19 protein-coding genes and 2 riboswitches are annotated in these 19,610 nt (G+C 68.2%); of the genes, 8 read left to right on the plus strand and 11 right to left on the minus strand.

What is annotated here, in order from left to right; translation table 11 throughout:
- The 10 genes from U5771_RS23055 to U5771_RS23100 all read right to left on the minus strand — a co-directional run.
- On the minus strand, positions 1–221 hold a 221-nt coding region (locus tag U5771_RS23055; RefSeq protein WP_322026091.1), incomplete at its 3' end, for an ATP-binding cassette domain-containing protein.
- A 40-nt stretch (positions 222–261) separates the two neighbouring features.
- Positions 262–918: an amino acid ABC transporter permease gene (locus U5771_RS23060; protein WP_322026092.1), complete on the minus strand. Its 657-nt coding sequence runs from the start codon at positions 916–918 to the stop codon at positions 262–264.
- Positions 915–1,679 (minus strand): amino acid ABC transporter permease, encoded by a 765-nt coding sequence (locus U5771_RS23065; protein WP_322026093.1) that lies wholly within the window; start codon positions 1,677–1,679, stop codon positions 915–917. The genes U5771_RS23060 and U5771_RS23065 overlap by 4 nt, the downstream gene beginning before the upstream one ends.
- A gap of 43 nt (positions 1,680–1,722) precedes the next feature.
- Positions 1,723–2,541, minus strand: coding sequence for a transporter substrate-binding domain-containing protein (locus tag U5771_RS23070; RefSeq protein WP_322026094.1), 819 nt, complete (start codon positions 2,539–2,541; stop codon positions 1,723–1,725).
- A gap of 40 nt (positions 2,542–2,581) precedes the next feature.
- A complete protein-coding gene (locus U5771_RS23075; RefSeq protein WP_322026095.1) occupies positions 2,582–3,652 on the minus strand; it encodes an ABC transporter ATP-binding protein in 1,071 nt (356 codons plus the stop codon).
- 40 nt (positions 3,653–3,692) lie between these two features.
- Positions 3,693–4,535 (minus strand): ABC transporter permease, encoded by an 843-nt coding sequence (locus tag U5771_RS23080; RefSeq protein WP_322026096.1) that lies wholly within the window; start codon positions 4,533–4,535, stop codon positions 3,693–3,695.
- The gene (locus U5771_RS23085; protein WP_322026097.1) at positions 4,532–5,452 is read right to left on the minus strand and encodes an ABC transporter permease; all 921 of its coding nucleotides are present in this window, start codon (positions 5,450–5,452) and stop codon (positions 4,532–4,534) included. The genes U5771_RS23080 and U5771_RS23085 overlap by 4 nt, the downstream gene beginning before the upstream one ends.
- Before the next feature lie 4 nt (positions 5,453–5,456).
- Positions 5,457–6,554, minus strand: a complete 1,098-nt coding sequence (locus U5771_RS23090) for an ABC transporter substrate-binding protein (protein WP_322026098.1) — start codon at positions 6,552–6,554, stop codon at positions 5,457–5,459.
- Positions 6,555–6,703: 149 nt separating this feature from the next.
- Complete coding sequence (locus U5771_RS23095) at positions 6,704–8,176, minus strand: aldehyde dehydrogenase family protein (protein ID WP_322026099.1); 1,473 nt, start codon at positions 8,174–8,176, stop codon at positions 6,704–6,706.
- Complete coding sequence (locus tag U5771_RS23100) at positions 8,173–9,867, minus strand: 5-guanidino-2-oxopentanoate decarboxylase (protein ID WP_322026100.1); 1,695 nt, start codon at positions 9,865–9,867, stop codon at positions 8,173–8,175. The genes U5771_RS23095 and U5771_RS23100 overlap by 4 nt, the downstream gene beginning before the upstream one ends.
- Positions 9,868–10,340: 473 nt before the next feature.
- On the opposite strand from U5771_RS23100, the gene U5771_RS23105 reads away from it, so the two are divergent.
- The 6 genes from U5771_RS23105 to hutC all read left to right on the plus strand — a co-directional run bounded on the left by U5771_RS23105 (position 10,341) and on the right by hutC (position 15,902).
- A complete protein-coding gene (locus tag U5771_RS23105; RefSeq protein ID WP_322026164.1) occupies positions 10,341–11,201 on the plus strand; it encodes a transporter substrate-binding domain-containing protein in 861 nt (286 codons plus the stop codon).
- Between the two features lie 92 nt (positions 11,202–11,293).
- Complete coding sequence (locus U5771_RS23110) at positions 11,294–12,016, plus strand: ABC transporter permease (protein WP_124612996.1); 723 nt, start codon at positions 11,294–11,296, stop codon at positions 12,014–12,016.
- A 12-nt stretch (positions 12,017–12,028) separates the two neighbouring features.
- Entirely contained in the window at positions 12,029–12,775 is a 747-nt protein-coding gene (locus U5771_RS23115; protein ID WP_322026101.1) for an ABC transporter permease subunit, read from the plus strand.
- A 28-nt stretch (positions 12,776–12,803) separates the two neighbouring features.
- Entirely contained in the window at positions 12,804–13,595 is a 792-nt protein-coding gene (locus U5771_RS23120; protein ID WP_322026102.1) for an ABC transporter ATP-binding protein, read from the plus strand.
- Positions 13,596–13,602: 7 nt separating this feature from the next.
- A complete protein-coding gene (locus tag U5771_RS23125) occupies positions 13,603–15,096 on the plus strand; it encodes a histidine ammonia-lyase (RefSeq protein WP_322026103.1) in 1,494 nt (497 codons plus the stop codon).
- A gap of 50 nt (positions 15,097–15,146) precedes the next feature.
- Positions 15,147–15,902: a histidine utilization repressor gene (gene hutC / locus U5771_RS23130; protein WP_322026104.1), complete on the plus strand. Its 756-nt coding sequence runs from the start codon at positions 15,147–15,149 to the stop codon at positions 15,900–15,902.
- Positions 15,903–16,199: 297 nt separating this feature from the next.
- On the opposite strand, the gene U5771_RS23135 is transcribed toward hutC, so the two are convergent.
- A complete protein-coding gene (locus tag U5771_RS23135; protein WP_322026105.1) occupies positions 16,200–17,240 on the minus strand; it encodes an ABC transporter substrate-binding protein in 1,041 nt (346 codons plus the stop codon).
- 138 nt (positions 17,241–17,378) lie between these two features.
- Positions 17,379–17,500: riboswitch (guanidine-I (ykkC/yxkD leader) on the minus strand.
- A gap of 432 nt (positions 17,501–17,932) precedes the next feature.
- Positions 17,933–18,066, plus strand: a riboswitch (guanidine-I (ykkC/yxkD leader).
- A gap of 57 nt (positions 18,067–18,123) precedes the next feature.
- Between U5771_RS23135 and U5771_RS23140 the strand changes: the two genes are divergently transcribed.
- Together U5771_RS23140 and U5771_RS23145 are read left to right on the plus strand one after the other, a co-directional pair.
- Positions 18,124–18,885 carry an urea amidolyase associated protein UAAP1 gene (locus U5771_RS23140; protein ID WP_322026106.1) on the plus strand — a complete coding sequence of 254 codons (762 nt, stop codon included), beginning with the start codon at positions 18,124–18,126 and terminating at the stop codon, positions 18,883–18,885.
- Between the two features lie 11 nt (positions 18,886–18,896).
- Positions 18,897–19,553: an urea amidolyase associated protein UAAP2 gene (locus tag U5771_RS23145; protein WP_322026107.1), complete on the plus strand. Its 657-nt coding sequence runs from the start codon at positions 18,897–18,899 to the stop codon at positions 19,551–19,553.
- The last annotated feature ends 57 nt before the right edge of the window (positions 19,554–19,610 follow it).

Genomic DNA, 19,610 nt, shown 5'->3' on the forward strand with positions numbered 1-19,610 from the left:
GTCGACAGGTTCGTCTTCTTGTCGCCGACCGACTGGCCGTTCACGAGGATCTCGCCCTGCTGGAACGGCTCGAGGCCGTTCACGGTCTTGATCAGCGTCGACTTGCCCGAGCCCGACGGACCGCACACGACGACCACCTCGCCCTTCCTGACCTCGGTCGTGCAATCGGCGAGGACCTGAAACGGGCCGTACCACTTCGAAACGTTGCTGATGGAAATCATGAAAGTACCTGCATCGTAGTGAGGCGCGCGCGGCGCCGGTTCAGCGCGCCTTCGCGACGCGATAGCGACGCTCGAGCGCGCGGGCGTACCACGTCAGCGGGAAGCACATCGCGAAGTAGAGCAGCGCGACCAGCGCGTAGATCGGAAACGGCTTGAATACCGCGTTGGTGATGATGTTGCCGGTCTTGGTCAGTTCGGTCAGTCCGATGATCGATGTGAGCGCGGTGCTCTTCACCGCCTGCACGAGGAAACCGACGGTCGGCGGCAGCGCGATCTTCCACGCCTGCGGCCATACGACGTAGCGCAGCCGCTGCATCCACGTCATGCCGAGGCTTGCCGCCGCGTGCCACTGGCCGCGCGGTACCGCGTCGACGCAGCCGCGCCAGATGTCGGCCAGATAGGCGCTTGCGTTCAGCGTCAGCACGACCGACGCCGCGACCCAGGGCGTCACGTCGATGCCGACGAGCGGCAACCCGAAGAAGCCGAGGAACAGTTGCATCAGCAACGGCGTGCCCTGAAACAGTTCGACGTACAGGATCACGAAGCGGCGCAGCGCCGGCGCGGGCGAGATGCGCATCGCGAGCAGCGCGAACCCGGCGACGCTGCCGCCGACGAACGTGATCAGCGACAGCAGCACGGTCCAGCGCGCGGCGAGCAGCAGGTTCCAGGCAATATCCTGGAAGGTGAATTCGATCATCGTGCACGCTCCGTCGGCAGGCGGGTTTCAGGGGAGCGGGCGCGCCACGTGAAGCGGGCAACCCGGGTGCGCCGCGGCGCGGCTGCCGCACCGTGCGGCGTGCGGCCGGCGAACAGCCGCCGGCCGACGCGATTGAGCAGCATGCGCAGGGCGATCGACAGCAGCAGGTAGATTGCGGTCACGACGATGTAGATCTCGAACGCGCGGAAATTGCGCGACTGGATGAAGTTGGCCGCGTAGGTCAGGTCGGGCACCGAGATCTGCGACACGACCGCCGAGCCGAGCATCACGATCAGCACCTGCCCGAGCAGCGCGGGGTACACGTTCGCGAGCGCCTGCGGCAGCACGACGTGGCCGAACACCTGCCGGCCGTGCAGCCCGAGCGCCCGCGCGGCCTGCACTTGCCCGTGCGGCACCGATTCGATCCCGGCGCGCAGGATCTCGACCGCATAGGCGCCCAGGTTGACCGTCATCGCGAGCACGGCCGCCTGCGCTTCGTCGATGTGTACGCCGATCGCGGGCAAGCCGAAGAAGATGAAGAACAACTGCACCAGGAACGGCGTATTGCGGATCAGCTCGACGTAGGCCGCGACGAGCGCACGCGCCCCGCGCGGGCCGGCGAGCGCGATCCACGCGCCGGCGGTGCCGATCAGGCCGCCCAGCACGGTTGCGGCCGCGGTCAGGCCGAGCGTCACGCCGATGCCGCGCGCGAGCATGCCGGCGTAGAGACCGAAATCGCTGAAGTCGAACACGTAGGTCATCGCGATGCCTTGGGTCGTGAATGCGGGGCGGAGGCGGTGTGCATCACAGATCGGCCGGCAGTGCCGCGTGCAGCCACTTCTGCGACAAGGTGTTCAGCGTGCCGTTCTTCTTCGCGCCGGCGATCGCGTCGTTGACCTTCTGCATCAGGCGCGGCTCGTTCTTGTTCAGGCCGACATGATCGGGCGAGCTGAACAGCGAGAACTTCTGTTCGGGATCGATCGACGGATGACGCGCGATGATCGTTGCGCCGACGTCGTTGCCGACCACCAGCAGTTGCGCCTGTCCCGACAGGAACGCCGCGATCGCGCCGTTCGGGTCGTCGAAGCGCTTGATCGTCGCGCTGGGCGGCGCGACCTTGCTGACGCTCAGGTCCTCGAGCGTGCCGCGCGCGACCGCGACCGATTTGCCGGCGAGATCGGCGTTGCCCTTCACGGCCAGCGACTTCGGGCCGAACACCGCGAGGTAGTACGGCGCATACGCGTTCGAGAAGTCGATCACCTTGGCGCGTTCCGGCGTCTGTCCGACCGACAGCAGCATGTCGGTCTTGCGGTCGGCGAGATATGCCATCCGGTTGTCGCCGGTGACCTGGACGAGTTCGACTTTCGCGTTGAGCGCCCGGCCGATCAGGTTCGCCATGTCGATATCGTAGCCCTGCGGCTTCATGTCGGGCCCGATCGAACCGAACGGCGGATAGTCCTCGAACACGCCGATGCGGACGACGCCCGATTTCGCGATCGTGTCGAGCGCGTCGGCGTGCGCGAGCGGCGTGACGGCGGCAAGGCCGGTGGCGCACGCGCAGAGGAGGGCGGTGCGGGCGAGCAGGCGTCGCACGAGGCGGTTGGCTTGGGTCGGTGCGTTCATGGTGAGGTCCTTGTTGCTGCGCTGGGGAAGGAAAGGAAATTCAGGCGCCGCGTGCGGCGATGAGCTTGCATGCATGTGCGGGAAGTTCGGCGGCAACCGGCATGCCGACGTGCAGGTCGGGCGTCTCGCGCGGCGTGGTCGCGGCCGTCAGCGTGAAGCCGCGGCAGTCGATGGTCGCCTCGATCGACGCGCCGACGTCGCGCACGAACGTGATCGTGCCGGCCAGCGTGTTCGGTGCCGCCGCCGGCTGCCCCGGGCGCACGCAGACGTCCTCGGGACGAATCAGCAGGCGCACGGCGTCGGACGCGCGTGGCGTGTCCGGCGTGCGCCGGATCGCGAGACGCTGCCCGCCCGGCAGGACGATTGCGTCGTCGCCGTCGCGCGCGACCGGCAGGATGTTGCCGAGGCCGATGAAGTCGGCGACGAATTCGTTGACCGGATCGCGGTAGATGTCGAGCGGCCGGCCGACCTGCTGGATCCGGCCTTGCTCCATCACGACGATCTCGTCGGCCATCGTCATCGCTTCGCGCTGGTCGTGCGTGACCATGATCGTCGTGATGCCGAGCCGTTGCTGGAGCAGCCGGATCTCGACCTGCATCGCCTCGCGCAGCTTCGCGTCGAGCGCCGACAACGGCTCGTCGAGCAGCAGCAGGCGCGGCGACGACGCGATCGCGCGCGCAATCGCGACGCGCTGGCGCTGCCCGCCGGACAGCTGCGTGACGAGCCGGTCGGCCATGTGCGGAAGCTGGATCAGCTCCAGCAGCTCGGCCACGCGCCGCGCCTGCGCGGCCCTGGCCGTCTTGCGCAGCCGCAGCGGGTACGCGATGTTCTGCGCGACCGTCATGTGCGGAAACAGCGCGAGCGACTGGAACACCATCCCGAAGTCGCGCCGGTTGGCGGGCACGTGCGTGAGGTCGCGGCCGGCGAACGTCAGGGCGCCGGAGGTCGGCGTTTCGAGGCCGGCGATGATTCGCATCAGCGTGGTCTTGCCGCAGCCGGACGGGCCGAGAAAGCAGACGAGCTTGCCGTCCGGCACCGACAGGTCGACGTGATCGACCGCATACGCCTGATGAAAGCGCTTCGTCACGTTCTGGAGGATGAGCTGGGTCATGAGGGTTCCTTGCACGGGCGTGGGCGAGGCAGTGCGCGCGTCAGAGCGCGACACCCTTGTCGCCGACGAGTTTTTCGAGCATCCAGATCAGCGCGAAGTCGATCGCGACCGTGAACACGGCGAAGCAGAACACGGTCGGGTCGAGCGACGACACGGTGCGGCTGTAGAGCCAGACCGGCAGGGTCATCGTGTCGATGCTGTACAGGAAGAACGTCACCGTGAATTCGTTGAACGACACGATGAACGCGAACAGCATCCCGGCGAGGATGCCGGGCCGCATCAGCGGCAGCACGACGTCGACGAGCGCGCGGCGCGGGCTCGCGCCCATCAGGCATGCGGCTTCCTCGAAGTCGGGGCCGATCGACGCGACCGAGGCGGCGCAGTTCTTCACGGTGAACGGCAGCGTGAGGATCACGTGCGCGACGACGAGCCGCACGATGCCGAGCTCGACCGGCAGCGCGTTGAACACGATCAGCAGCGCGAGGCCGAGCATCACGAGCGGGTAGACGATCGGCAACGCGACGAGCTGCTCGACGAGCGTCTTGCCGCGGAAGCGGCAGCGCGACAGCGCGTAAGCCGCGGGTACCGACACGGCGGTCGCGATCAGCATCGTCGCGACCGCGACGACGAGGCTCGTCGTCAACGCGGCGCCCATCGACTGCGCGCTGCCCGCATCGGACGACATGAACGTCTGCCACGCGGCGCGATACCAGTGCAGGCTGAAATCGCGCGGCGGAAATTCGAGCGTGCCCGATGCGCCGAACGACATCGTGATCATCGTCAGGATCGGCAGCGCGGCGAGGAACAGCACGAGCGTCGCGAGCGCACCCGTCGCGCGTCCGAGGCGGCCGGGCATGGGCGCACGCAAGAGCAGGGTATTCATCGGTTCACCTCGCCGGTGCGTTGCAGGGTGCGCACGAGGCGCTGGGAAACCGCCATCACGACGAGCGTCGCGCCCATCAGCACGACGCCGGATGCCGACGCGGCGGGCCAGTTGAGCAGCGGTGCGACCTGGTCGTGCACGAGCACCGCGAGCATCGGCACGCGTCGACCGCCCAGCAGCAGCGGCACCGCGAACGCGCTGGCGTTGTACGCGAACACGAGCAGCGCGCCGGAGACGAGGCCGGGCATCGCGAGCGGCAGCGTCACGTGCCGCAGCGTCTGCCAGCGGCTCGCGCCGAGCGTCGCGGCGGCTTCGTCGTACGCGCGGGATACCGCACGCAGCGCGCTCGACAGCGGCAGCACGGCGAGCGGGAACGCGGTCTGGATCAGCCCGAGCAGCACGCCGTGCTCGCGGTACAGCAGCTGCAGCGGCCGCTCGATCACGCCCGAGGCCAGCAGCGCACGATTGAGCAATCCGGCCGGGCCGAGCATCACGAGCCAGCCATAGCCTTGCAGCAGCAGGTTCACGAGCAGCGGCAGCAGCACGCCGGCGAGCAGCAGCCGGCGCGCGAGCCGCGATTCGGTGCGCGCCATCGCGAGTGCAACCGGGATCGCGAGCAGCACCGCGCACACCATGCTCTGGAACGCGAGGCGCAGCGTGAGCCACAGCGACTTCGTGAAGTACGGGTCTGCAAGGTCGGCGTAGTTCTGCAGCGTGAAGGTCCGCCATTCGTCGCCGGATACGCCGACGCTCATTCGCAGCACCGTGAGCGTCGCGGCGGCGAGCACCGCGAGGAACGCGAGGATCGGCGCGAGCAGCAGCCAGGGCGGCACGCCGGGCAGTGCGGGCCCGGCGCCGGCACCGGCCGGTGCCGCGGCGGCCGGCCCCGCATCGCGGGAGGAGGACAGGGAGGCCATGTCGTTATGCCGAGAAGAGGCCCGTATAGCGCTTGATCCACGCGGGCTGGACGGCCGCGAGCGCCTTGTCGTCGTGCAGCACGGCCTTCTCCGCGATCTGCTGCGGCGACGGCACGAACGCGCGGCTTTCCGCGGGAATCACGGCCTTGCCGTTCACGGGGCCGTTCAGCACGTCGGCCGCCATCCGGCCCTGCACGCCCGCGTCGAGCGAATGGTTGATGAACGCGTGGATCAGGTCGAGGTCGCCCGGGTGCGCCTTCGGGATCACCGTGAACATCAGTTGCGTCGCGAAGCCTTCCTTCATCCCGTACGTCACGCCCATCTTGTAGTCGGGCTTGCGGATCTGGTCCGGGAAGAACGCCGGCGAGTAGATGCCGCCGATGTCGAGCGAGCCGGTGCGAAACAGGTCGGCGACCTGGTTCGGGTTCTCGCCGAGGGTCATCACGCGATCCTTGAGCTGCGCGAGCTTCCTGAACCCGGGATCGATGTTCTGCTGCGAACCGCCGGCCAGCTTCGCGGCGATGATCGCGAGGTCGACCGCTTCGGCCCACTCGGGCGGCGGCAGGAACAGGCGGCCCGCATACTTCGGATCCCACAGCGCCTCGTAGCTCGACGGCGCGCTCTTGACGGTCGACGTGTTGTAGATCAGCCCGTCCGACCACAGCAGGTAGCCGATGCCGAAGCCGTTCGCGCCCGTGCGGTATTGCGGCGCGACGTCCTTCAGGTTCGGCAGCTGGTTCAGGTCGGGCTTCGCGAGCAGGCCGGCGTCGGCGAGACCGGCCGCGCCGACGCCGGCGAGCGTGATGACGTCGTAGGTCGGCCGCTCGCCCGCGGCCTTGACCTTCGCGACCATCCCCGACGTGCCGTCCGCGCGATCGGCGATCACGCGTGCGCCGGTCTGCTTGCTGAACGTTTCCGCGATGTTGCGCAGCGCGGCCGCGCCGGTATCGTCAGACCACGTGAGCAGGCGCAAGGTCTTGCCTGCAAAGCTCTTCGACTGTGCCTTCGCAGTACTGATGAATGGCATCGGAAGGGCGGATGCGGCGAGTGCCGTGCCGAGGGTTTTGATCACCTGCCGTCTTCCCGCCTTGAAGTGTTGCATGGCCGTCTCCTGATGAACGATGCCGTGTGGTTCGATGCCGGTCGCCGAACTGCGGCGCGGGGTGTGGATGAACTGTAGGGAGGTCAAATTTCCGCAACAAACGAAATATCCGCATGCGCGGCATGACATAAACGCATGGGCCTGCCGGCTCAGCGGGCCGGCATCATGACCTGCTTGACCTCCTGGAATGCGGCCAGCCCGAACGGGCCCAGCTCGCGCCCGATGCTGCTGCGCTTGTAGCCGCCCCATGAGGTTTGCGGATAGATCAGTTGCGGTGTGTTGATCCAGACGACGCCTGCCTCGAGCGCATCGGCGACCCGCCTGCCGCGCGCCGCGTCGCGCGTGACGACGGTTGCGACGAGCCCGTATTCGGTATCGTTGGCGGCCGCGATCGCGTCGTCCTCGGTATCGAACGCGCGAACGCACAGCACCGGTCCGAAAATCTCGTCACGCCATAGCGCGCAGTCGGCCGGCACGTCGGCGAGCAGCGCGGGCCGGATGAAGTAGCCGGGGCCGGCGAGCGCGTCGCCGCCGGTCACGAGCCGCGCGCCGTCGGCCCGGCCTTGTGCGATGTGGCGCTTCACGCGTTCGTATTGCGCGCGGTTGGTCAGCGGGCCCATCTGTACGCCGGGCGCGAACGGGGGGCCGACGACGGTGGCGTCGATCCGTCGCGCGAGGCGCGCGATCAGGTCGTCGGCGAGCGGGGCGGCAACGAGCACGCGCGAGGTTGCCGAACACATCTGCCCGGCGTTGAACAGGCCGCCGCCCGCGATCAGTTCGACCGCGTGATCGAGGTCGGCGTCGTCGAACACGACGATCGACGATTTGCCGCCGAGTTCGAGGCCGATGCCCTTGATCGTGTCCGCGGCCGTCTTCATGACCTGCGCGCCGACTGCCGTGCTGCCGGTAAACGACACCTTCGCGACGAGCGGATGCGCGCACAGCCGGGCGCCGACGTCGTGGCCGGTGCCCGTCACGACGTTCAGCACACCAGGCGGCAGGCCCGCTTCCGCGACGATCGCGACGAGTTCGAGTTCGGGCAGCGGCGTGATCTCGGACGGCTTCAGCACGACGGTGCAGCCGGCAGCGAGCGCGGGCGCGAGCTTCCACGCGGTCGTGACCATCGGGAAATTCCATGGCACGATCAAGGCGGCGACGCCGGCCGGCTCGCGCTGGATCCATGCGCGATGGTCGCCGCCGGGCAGCGCGATCTCGGTTTCGCCGTCGGTGTCGAGACGTTCCGCGAGGTCCGCGTAGTAGTCGAAGGTGGCGATCACGTCCGCGACGTCGATCTCGGCTTCGGCGAACGGCTTGCCGTTATTGATCGATTGCAGGGTCGCGAGCCGCACGCGGCGCGCGTCGACGCCGCGCGCGATCGCGCGGAGCAGGGCCGCGCGCGCGGCACCCGTCGTGCGCTTCCAGCCGGGAAACGCGCGCGATGCGGCTTGCACCGCACGCTCGACGTCGGCCTCGCCGCCCGCGCTGACGTCGGCGATGACCGCTTCCGTCGACGGGTCGACGACAGGCAGCGTCGCGCCGCTGAAGCTCGCGCGCCAGGTACCGTCGATGAAGTGGCGCGCGTGCAGCGGCGGATCGAACGCGAGATTCGGTGTCGTGCTCATCGCGGCACCCGACCGAACCAGGTTGCCTCGTCGATTTCGATCACGGTCGGAATCGTGCGTGCCGTGGCGTCGCGCAGCGCTTCGGCCAGCGCGTCGGGCGTCGCGGCCGCCTGCGCCGCGCAGCCGAAGCCGCGTGCGAGTGCCAGGAAATCGGGCGTATACGGATCGACGCCGACCGGCGTGATGTCGCGCGCGACCATGTATTTGCGGATCTCGCCGTAGCCGCGGTTGTTCCAGACGATCACGATCACCGGCACGCGCGCCTCGACCGCGCTCGCGAGCTCCGGCAGCGTGAATTGCACGCCGCCGTCGCCGATCAGGCACACGACCGGCCGCGCGGGCGCGGCGAGCTGTGCGCCGATCGCGGCGGGCAGCCCGTAGCCGAGCGTGCCGTAGCCGGTCGACGAGTTGAACCAGCTGCGTGGTGCCGGTGCATCGTGCGTGAAATTGCCGACATAGACGGGGCTCGTCGAATCGCCGGCGATGATCGCGCCGGGCAGCGCCATGACGATGGTGTCGATCAGCAGCGCCTGGGCACGCGCGGCGCCGTCGTGGCCGGACGCGATCGCGGCGCGCACGGCGGCGACCCGCTGCGCGCCCCAGCCGGGCTCGGGTGTCGGCGCGGGCCTTTCGTGCAGGCGGGTCGACAGCGCGCCGAGCGCCAGCCGCGCATCGCCGGCGATCGCGATCTCCGCGCGGGCATTGCGCATCAGCTGTTGCGCGTCGATATCGATGCGGATCAGCCGGCCGTCGATCGCGAAGCCGCCGTCGAACGTGACGTCGTAATCGGTTTCGCCGAGTTCGGTGCCGACGGCGAGCACCACGTCGGCATCGCGGATCGCCGCGCGGGTGGCCGGCAGCGACTGGGTGGAGCCGATCAGCAACGGGTGGCCGGCCGGCAGCAGGCCCTTCGCGTTGATCGTCAGCGCGACCGGTGCGTGCAGGCGTTCGGCGAGTTCGCGCAGTTCCGCCGCCGCGTGGATCGCGCCGCCGCCTGCCAGGATCAGCGGCCGGCGCGCGTGCGCGAGCAGGTCGGCCGCCGCCGCGAGGGCGTTCGCGTCCGGCGCGGGTCGCGCGGGCAGCGCGAGCGGAGCGGCGGGCAGCGCGGGCGCCGGCATCACGATCACGTCGAGCGGAATCTCGATATGCACGGGCCGCGGGCGCGCGCTTTCGAACACCGCGAATGCGCGCGCGAGGACCTGCGGCAGGTCGGCGGCGTCGAGCAGCGTGTGCGAGAACGCGGTGAGTCCCGCGAACACGTCGCGCTGCGACGGCAGCTCGTGCAGGCGGCCGTCGCCGCTGCCGAGCTCGCGTCGTGCGTTGACGCTCGAGATCACCAGCATCGGAATCGAATCCGCGTAGGCCTGCGCCATCGCGGTCGCGATATTGGTCATCCCCGGCCCGGTGATGATGAAGCAGACTCCCGGCCGGCCCGTGACGCGGGCATAGCCGTCGGCCATGAAGCCGGCACCCTGTTCGTGGCGCGGCGTCACATGACGGATCGACGACGCGGCAAGGCCGCGATAGAGCTCGACGGTATGCACGCCGGGAATGCCGAACACGCATTCGACACCCTGGCGTTCGAGCAGGTCGACGAGCGCTTCGCCGCAGGTGCGGGGGCGGACAGGGAACGGTGCCGCCGCGGCCGTGCGGGCCTCGGCGATGCAGGAGACGATGGCTGGATGGCTCATGGATCGTGATGTGCCGATGGGGAGGATGAGTGGCCCGTACCGAAAACGAGGGGGCATGGAGCGGATTGTCGGTGTCGATCCTCGGTGCCAACAATCGATTAGTTCTCATGCGGCGCATGAGCGCCGTGCATGGCGGAGCCGATTCGCGCGATGGCGGCTGCCGGTCGTCGTGCAAGCCGGTTCGGCATTCCCGATTTCGCACGCCGAGTCGCGCAACCGTTGCGATCGAATCCGGAATTTGTCTAGTCATCCTTGAGATTGGAGCGTCCTTTTTGCACCAAGTGCGTGCCTGAATTCACCGCGACGAGGCATGTTCGACGCCTGAAATTAGGGGATTTCCCGCGTTTACGCGGTTTTTTTTGATCGCAGCTTGTCTCACTGTTTTTCTTCTTGCATGCTTGTATAGACAAATTCCTGAGGCGGCTTGCTGCAGCACCGAAGGGATGACGAACTTCAACGCAAGGAGAAATCTCGTGAACGGCAAGCGGATCAAGTTGGCAATCAGGACCATCGGCGTCATCGCGGCCGCGGCGGCAACGCTCGCCGCACCGGTGCAGGCGAAGGAATGGAAGACGGTGACGGTCGCGCTCGAAGGCGGCTACGCACCGTGGAACCTCACGCTGCCGGGCGGCAAGCTGGGCGGTTTCGAACCGGAGCTGCTCGCCAACGTGTGCGAGCGGATCAAGGTGCAGTGCAACATGGTCGCGCAGGACTGGGACGGGATGATTCCCGGCCTGCAGGCCGGCAAGTTCGACATCCTGATGGATGCGATTTCCATCACGCCGGAGCGCGAAAAGATCCTGCTGTTCTCGCGTCCGTATGCGGCGACGCCCGCGACGTTCGCCGTCACCGATACCAAGATCCTGCCGAAGGCCGCGCCCGGCGCGCCGACCGTCAAGCTGACGGGTGACGCGAACGCGGACAAGCCCACCGTCGATGCGCTGCGCAAGCAGCTGAAGGGCAAGACGATCGGCATCCAGTCGGGCACCGTCTATACGAAGTTCATCAACGACAGCTTCAAGGACATCGCATCGATCCGCGTGTACAAGACCTCGCCGGAGCGCGACCTCGACCTCGTCGCCGGGCGCATCGATGCATCGTTCGACGACGTCACGTACTACGCGGCGAACAACGCGAAGAAGGACAACGCGTCGATCGTGCTCGCGGGGCCGAAGCTCGGCGGGCCGATCTGGGGGCCGGGCGAAGGGCTCGCGTTCCGCAAGCAGGATGCCGATCTGAAGACGAAGTTCGATACGGCGATCGGCGCGGCGCTCGCGGACGGCACGGTGAAGAAGCTGGCCGACAAGTGGTTCAAGACCGACGTCACGCCGTAAGCGTGCATCCGGCCGCCGCCGCGTGAGCGACTTGAACGACGCGCGGCGGCAGGCATCCTGCCGATTCACTCAACGCTTGCCGGGAGGCACGCATGGCGATTCTTGAAATGCTCGGCTTCGGAACCGAAGGCTGGGGCGGTGTGCTGCTGCTCGCCGCACTGATGACGGTCGCGCTGACGCTTGCCGCGCTCGCGGTCGGCGCCGTGATCGGCGCGGCGATCGCGGCGGCGAAGCTGTCGCGCTACCGCAGCGCCCGCCTGCTCGGCGACCTGTACACGACGGTGTTTCGCGGCGTGCCCGAACTGCTCGTCATCTATCTGTTCTACTTCGGCGGCTCGACGCTCGTCACGGCCGTCGGCCAGTGGTTCGGCGCGGAGGGCTTCATCGGCGTGCCGCCGTTCGTGATCGGCGCGCTCGCGGTCGGCATGATCTCGGGCGCCTACCAGGCGGAGGTGTATCGCGCGGCGGTGCTCGCGGTGTCGAAGGGCGAGCTCGAGGCGGCGCGCTCGATCGGCATGCCGGGCAGCATGGTGCTGCGCCGCATCCTGATTCCGCAGGTGCTGCGCTTCGCGCTGCCCGGGATCGGCAACGTGTGGCAGTTGAGCCTCAAGGACTCGGCACTGATCTCGGTCACCGGCCTCGCCGAGCTGCTGCGCACGAGCCAGATCGCCGCCAATTCGACCCATCAATACTTCGTGTTCTTCGTCGCGGGCGGTGCGTTGTACCTGGTGATGACGGGCTTGTCGAACCGCGTGTTCAACCGGGCGGAAGCGATCGTCGGCCGGTCGTTCCGCCGCAATTTCGCGCGTAACTGACGGAGAACGTGCATGTCCATCGATTTCGACTTTCTCTTCGATACGCTGCGCCAGCTGCTCGCGGCCGTGCCGACCACGCTCGGCCTGTTCTTCGCATCGCTCGTGCTCGGCGGCCTGCTGTCGCTCGTGATCGTCACGATGCGCGTGTCGCCGCGCTGGCTGCCGAACCGCTTTGCACGTGCCTACATCCTCGTGTTTCGCGGCTCGCCGCTGCTGATCCAGATGTTCCTCGTGTATTACGGGCTCGGCCAGTTCGGCGTGATCCGCGAAAGCTTCATGTGGCCGCTGCTGCGCGAGCCGTACGTGTGCGCGGTGCTGTCGCTCGCGCTGTGTACGGCGGGCTACACGGCCGAGATCCTGCGCGGCGGGCTGATGGCCGTGCCGATCGGGCAGATCGAGGCCGGGTATTCGATCGGCCTGTCGGGCTTCGCGCTGCTGCGGCGCGTGATCGGCCCGATCGCGTTGCGCCAGTGCCTGCCCGCGTATTCGACCGAAGCCGTGCTGCTCGTCAAGTCGACCGCGCTGGCCAGCCTCGTCACGGTGTGGGAAGTGACGGGCGTCGCGCAGCAGATCATCCAGCAAACCTATCGGACGACCGAGGTGTTCGTCTGCGCGGCCCTCATCTATCTGGGCCTGAACTTCATCGTCGTGCGCCTGCTCGGCGCGCTCGAATGGCGGCTCTCCGGGCACCTGCGTGCGCCGAAGCCGTCCGGTGCGCCCGCCGCGACGACGCGCAATCATCGACGCGTCGCATCCTGAGCGTCCCCGTCCTTTCCAGGAGAATCCGATGAACACCGCTGCTCCCGTTGCGCTGTCGGTCAAGAACATCCACAAGTCGTTCGGCGATCATCATGTGCTGAAGGGCATTTCGCTCGACGCGCATGAGGGCGACGTCATCTCGATCCTCGGCGCGAGCGGATCGGGCAAGAGCACGTTCCTGCGCTGCCTGAACCTGCTCGAGACACCCGACGACGGCTCCGTCGCACTCGCCGGGGAAGCGCTCGCGATGAAGCGTGCGCGCGACGGCAAGCTGCATCCGAGCGACCGGCGCCAGGTCGACCGGATCCGCTCCCAGCTCGGGATGGTGTTCCAGAACTTCAACCTGTGGTCCCACATGACGGTGCTCGACAACCTCGTCGAGGGACCGCTGCGCGTGCAGAAGCGCAGCCGCGCCGAAGCGGTCGAGGAGGCCGAGGCGCTGCTGGCGCGCGTCGGCCTCGCGGACAAGCGCGGCTACTATCCGGCACACCTGTCGGGCGGCCAGCAGCAGCGCGTCGCGATCGCCCGCGCGCTCGCGATGCATCCGAAAGTGATGCTGTTCGACGAACCGACGTCGGCGCTCGATCCGGAACTGGTCGGCGAGGTGCTGCGCGTGATGCGCTCGCTCGCGGAGGAAGGTCGCACGATGCTGGTCGTCACGCATGAAATGGGCTTCGCGCGGCACGTGTCGAATCGCGTGATGTTCCTGCATCAGGGCGAAGTCGATACGGACGGGACGCCCGACGAAGTCTTCGGCGGCCAGACCTCCGAGCGCTTCCGGCAATTCGTGTCGAGCCACCACGACCGCACCACCAACTGAGGCTGCCATGACCGTATTCCGTGCGGCGCGGCCGCTTGACTGGCGACAGGTTGCGGCGGTGGCGGCCGGCGAGCCGCTGGCGTTGGCCGACGATGCGCGCGCGCGCGTGGTTGCCGCCCGCGAACTCGTCGACGAGATCGTCGCGCGCGGGATTCGCGCATACGGCGTCAATACCGGCGTCGGCGCGCTGTGCGACGTGATCGTGTCGCCGGAGCAGCAGAGCACGCTGTCGCGCAACATCCTGATGAGCCACGCGGTCGGCGTCGGCGCGCCGCTCGGCGCGGCCGAGACGCGCGCGATCATCGCGGCCGCGATCAACAACTATGCGCACGGGCATTCGGGCGTCCGTGCCGACGTCGTCGAACAGCTCGTCGCGCTGCTCGAGCACGATTGCCTGCCGGAGGTGCCGGCGCACGGCTCGGTCGGCTATCTGACCCACATGGCGCACGTCGCGCTCGTCTGCATCGGGCATGGCCATGCGCGCCATCGCGGCGAACGCATTCGCGGCGACGAGGCACTGCGGCGCATCGGCCGCGCACCGCTCATGCTCGGTGCGAAGGAGGGGCTGAGCCTGGTCAACGGCACGCCGTGCGTCACGGGGCTCGCCGCGCTCGCACTGGCCCGCGCGGAACGGCTGCTCGATTGGGCCGACTGGATCGCGGCGACGAGCTTCGAGAATCTCGGCGGGCAGCTCGCCGCGTTCGACCCGGCGTCGCTCGCGCTGCGGATCTCGCCCGGCATCGGGCACGTCGGCGCACGCTTGCGGGCGATGCTGGCCGACAGCCCGATGCTCGCCGCGGCGAGCGGGCGGCGTACACAGGATCCGCTGAGCCTGCGCACGATTCCGCATGTGCATGGCGCGGCGCGCGACGTGTTCGCGGTGACGGCGGATGTCGTCGATCGCGAGCTTGCGTCCGTCACGGACAATCCGATCGTCGCCGGTACGCGCGACGCGCCGGCCGTTCATTCGCAGGCGCATGCGGTCGGCGCGGGCATCGCGCTGGCGATGGACAGCCTCGCGGCCGCGATGGCGCAGGTGGCGGCGATCGCCGAGCGGCGGCTGGACCGTCTCGTCAATCCGCTCGTGAGCGGGCTGCCGGCGTTTCTCGCGGCGCCGGGCGGCACGTGTTCGGGCTTCATGATCGCGCAGTACACGGCAGTCGCGCTGGTCGCGCAGAACCAGCGACTCGCGGCGCCGGCGAGCCTCGACGGCGGCATTACGTCGGGGTTGCAGGAAGATCACCTGTGTCACGCGACGCCGGCCGCGCTGAAGGCGCTCGACATCATCGAGAATGCGACGCGCGTGCTCGCGATCGAGCTGCTCGCCGCCGCGCAGGCGTACGATCTGCAGGCGAACGAAACGGGGCGGGCCGCGTCGACCGACGCGCTGTGGCGGCACGTGCGCGAACGTGTACCGGCGTATCGCGACGACCGGCCGCTCGCGGACGACATCGCGATCGCGGCCGGCATCGTCGCGGGGGCGCCGCCGCCATTGCAGTGACGACGGGCGACGACTGGCGGATCATCCATCATTCATTCGGTCGAGGGCGCATGAACGAAACGGAACGACAATTTTCCGCACGGCCGGCGAGGGCATCGGGCGATGCCGTGCCGGCGCGTGCACTGCCGGCCTATCAGCAGATCAAGCGCTACGTCGTCGAGCGGATCGCGAAGGGGGACTGGAAGCCCGGTGGCGCGATCCCGACCGAGGCCGAGCTGGTCAAGGAATTCGGCGTGGCCCGGATGACGGTGTCGCGCGCGCTGCGCGAACTGACGGCCGAACGCGTGCTGACCCGCATCCAGGGGGCCGGCACGTTCGTCGAGCGCCGGCATTACGAATCGACGGTGCTGGAGATCCGCAACATCGCGGACGAGATTGCCGAACGGGGTCATCGGCACAGCGCACGGGTGTTGCTGATCGAGCGCAGCGTCGACCCGGAAGCGATCGATGCGCTCGGGCTTCGTTCCGGGCCCGTGTTTCATTCACGCATCGTCCATTACGAGGAAGACGAGCCGATCCAGTTCGAGGATCGCTACGTCAATCCGGCATTGTTTCCTGCGTATCTGGAGCAGGATTTCACGATCGATACGCCGAACCACTACATGGTGCGACTGGCGCCGATCCAGCGCGCGGAGTTCCGGATCTATGCGGAGAAGCCCAATGCGCAGGTGCGTCGGCATCTCGTGATGGAAATCGGCGAACCGTGCCTGGTGTTGAGGCGCCGCACGTGGGTCGGCGAGCACGTCGCGACGTCGGTCAGGCTGTGGCATCCGGCATCGCGGTTTCATCTGGCGGGGAAGATGTAGGGGTGCCGGAGGCGGCCCGGATCCGGAAGCGGGCCGCAAAGTCGAGGGTGCGATCCAGGCGCTCAATGCGGCCCGGCGGCCAGGCGGCTCAATGGCACGGCGGTCGCAGGCGGCGGCCACCCGGGATGTGCCGACGGCAACGAAGGCCGGCGAATTGACGGTCACGGTCTTCCAGGATGCGGCCGGGCAAGGGCGCGGTGCGATCGACACCGCGTTGCGGCCATGCACGGCGACAAGGTGCCGAACCGGATCAGCCACCGGCATGCCCGGTTCGGCCCGCAAGCGTGCCTGCTGCGGTTAGTGCAGTTCGCTGAAGCGCGGATCGATATACGCGTCGACGTCCTGCGACTGTTTGTACACGGCGTTACGCACGTTGAACGCATTCGCGTTGCGCGTGGAGCCATAGATGGAGTCGAGCCCGTCGCCCTTCCGGAACGCACGCTTCGCGGCAGCCTCGTCGAGCAGGTGCGTGCCCTTCAGCAGCGGAAGGTATTGTGCCGGCGCGAGCCCGACGCGCGCGGACATGATCCTGACCGCGTCGGCCTGCGTCTTCGGGTCGTTGATGTAAGCGACGCAGCGATACCAGACCTTGACCACCTTCGCCCAGTCGGCCCGGCGCGCGGCGAGGCTTGTCGGCGCGACCGTGATCGCATCGTAGATCAGCCCGGGCGCATCCGCCGACGTGAAGATCGCCCGTGCGCCCGGTGCGCGTTTCAACGCCTCGCCCGCGTTCGGCTGCCATGCGGCCACCGCGGCGATGTCGGCCGACGAACCGAGCACCTGCGGCAGTTCGTTGGTTTTCGCATTCACGAGCGTCACGTCGCCGTCCTTGAGCCCGTGCTTCTGCAGCGCGGTCTCGAGAAGCAGGTGATCGACCAGGCCGAGTTCGACGCCGACTTTCTTGCCCTTCAGCGCCTCGACGGTGCGCAGCGGCGGCTTCGCGACGATCATGTCGTTGCCGGCCGAATAGTCGGTCAGCAGGATCATGACGTTCTTCGCGCCGGCCGCACCGGTGACGAGCGCATCGCCGTTGGTCGCCGCGACCGCGTCGAGCTTGCCCGCGGAAAACGCGTCGAGCGATGCCGAATAATCGAACCATTCGAAGTCGACGTCGACGCCGGCTTCCTTGAACCAGCCCTTGTCGATCGCGACCTGGAACGCGACCCAGCCGGGCCAGTCGCTGTAGCCGATCTTCAACGGGGCTGCCGCGTGCACGGCGGGCGCCGCCAATAGCGCGGCAGCCGTGACGGCGGCCCCCAGGGCGTGACGGACGAAACGGACGAAGCGGACGAAGCGGAGGGACGGCAGGCGGCGGAACGCCGGGGCGGGACGGGTCATCGTTGTTCTCCAGGAGACCGGGATCGGGATCGTCGATTCGGACCGCGCCTGTGCGCGGTCCGGCCGCGTGGCCGGTTCCTGCGGATGCGGAACGAACGAAGCGGCCACGGAGAGGCGCGACGGCCGTTGCCATCGCCAATCTCCCGGGCTTTTGTCCCGCCGTGTAGCGCGCGTGCATCCGGTCTCGCGATCGGACGAACCCGCGCCGGGCTGCTCTCGGACCAGACGTTCGATGAACCGGAACCCTAGCACCCCTAAGATGCGATGCCGCCGCACCTCTCGGCGTCATGCCGAGCGAGAAGCGTGCCAATGGCGCGCGGCAACGCGATTCAACGACGGCGTGCGGCGCGCTGAAGTTCGATGAAGCGGGCCGAGAACAGCGCGCTCAATGCGCGCCGGAGCAGGTCGAGCTTGTTCATGAAGGGTGGGGAATCGAGTGACGGTGCATTGGTTCAGCAATGCCCATGCCATCGCCGATCGTGCGGTGCACGTGCGCGCGATGCGCACTGCGCCGGTGCGCGATCGCGTGCGCATGGTGCGCCGCACGCCCGCTGCGAGGGCAAGCGTCCGCCGCCGATTCGTGCGTGCCGTGCTTCATCGCGCCGCCGTGCCGCGTCGTGCGGTCGTTGCGCGGCGGCTGGCACGCAACTCGCTTAATCGACGCCCGAGAGGTGCGAAGCAATTTGCATCATCTTCAGGATCGCTAGGGTTCCGGTCGTGCGGTGTTCGCGCCGCGCGATGACTGGTCCGAGAGCAATCCGGTCTTGCCTTCGCCTCGATTCGAGGAAACGGCGAGGCTCCACGGAGGGATAAAAGCCCGGGAGGTCGCGATGTCGTTCGGTCGCCCTCTCACGCCTTTTGTCCAACCGACCACGGAGCCGCCATGTCGCCGAGCCCCCAAGCCGTCCCCGTCCTTGTTCCGCCGCCACACGTCGTGTGGGAAACGCTGATTCCCGCAGGAACCCACTGGTCCGGCATCCTGCGCCGCGGCCTCGCGCTGCGCATCGTCGATGTCGACGGCGGCGCGAACCTGTCCGCCGTCTTTCATCGCCAGGAAGACCCGCTCGAACGCTACAACATGGCCGATACGCTGAAGGCGCAGCACACCGCGCATCTCACGCGCGGCCATGCGCTGTACACGGACATGGGGCGCGTGATCGCGTCGATCACGGCCGACACGCTCGGCTGGCACGACCCGCTGGGCGGCGTCGGCGATGCGCGGTTGTTCGCGCACAAGTACGGCACGACGTCGTACCAGGCCGATCGCAACGCGATGATCCGCAACGGCCGCGACAGCCTCGTGCTCGAACTCGCGAAATACGGACTGTCGGCGCGCGATCTCGCCGCGAACGTCAACTTCTTCAGCAGGCTCGACACGCGCGACGACGGCGCGCTCGATTTCGTCGCCGGACATTCGCCGGCCGGCAGTGCCGTCGACCTGCGCTTCGAGATGAACACGCTCGCGGCGTTCTCGACCGCACCGCATCCGCTCGATCCGCGTGCGGACTATGCACCGAAGCCCGTGAAGCTGATCGCGTACCGCGCGTATCCGGCGGACGGCGCCGCGCCCGAGGACGACCCGTGCCGGCGCGCGTGTGCGGAGAACACGCGCGGCTTCGCCAACACCGACCGACTGTTCGCATAAGGAGCCGGGCCATGCCGATCATCGAAAGCCGTCTCGACCCGCGCGACGCGATCCACGACACCACGCTGAAAGCGGGCGAGCCGTGGCTGCACGACCTGAAACGCGGACAGGTCTTCCGCATCCTCGACCTGGAAGGCAACCAGGCTGTCGACACGTTGTTCTACCGCTCCGACGATACCGAGGAGCGCTACAGCGCGCAGGACACGATTCGCGCACAGCGCAACCTGTACCTGAGCGCGGGCAGCGTGCTGCTGTCCAGCCGGGGCAACCCGATGGCGACGATCGTCGCGGACACCTGCGGCCGCCACGACACGCTCGGTGGCGCGTGCGCGGCCGAGAGCAATGCCGTGCGCTATGCGCTCGACAAGCGTTACATGCACAACTGCCGCGACAGCTTCCTCAACGCGCTCGCGCACTGCACGTGCGGCGCGGGCGCGCGGCTCGGCAAGCGCGATCTCGTCGGCAACGTCAACTTCTTCATGAACGTGCCCGTCACGCCGCTCGGCGGGCTGACGTTCGAGGACGGCATTTCCGCGCCCGGCAAGTACGTCGAGATGCGCACGGAGATGGACATCACGGTGCTGATCTCGAACTGCCCGCAACTCAACAATCCGTGCAACGGCTACAACCCGACGCCCGTGCGCCTCACGGTCTGGGAGGCTGAATGAACGACCCCCGCGCTCACTTGCTTTGGATGGGACCGGCGTACGCGCCGAAGCGCTACG

Origin of the sequence: Burkholderia sp. BCC1977, assembly GCF_905339595.1 — a bacterium.
Taxonomy (GTDB): Bacteria; Pseudomonadota; Gammaproteobacteria; order Burkholderiales; family Burkholderiaceae; genus Burkholderia.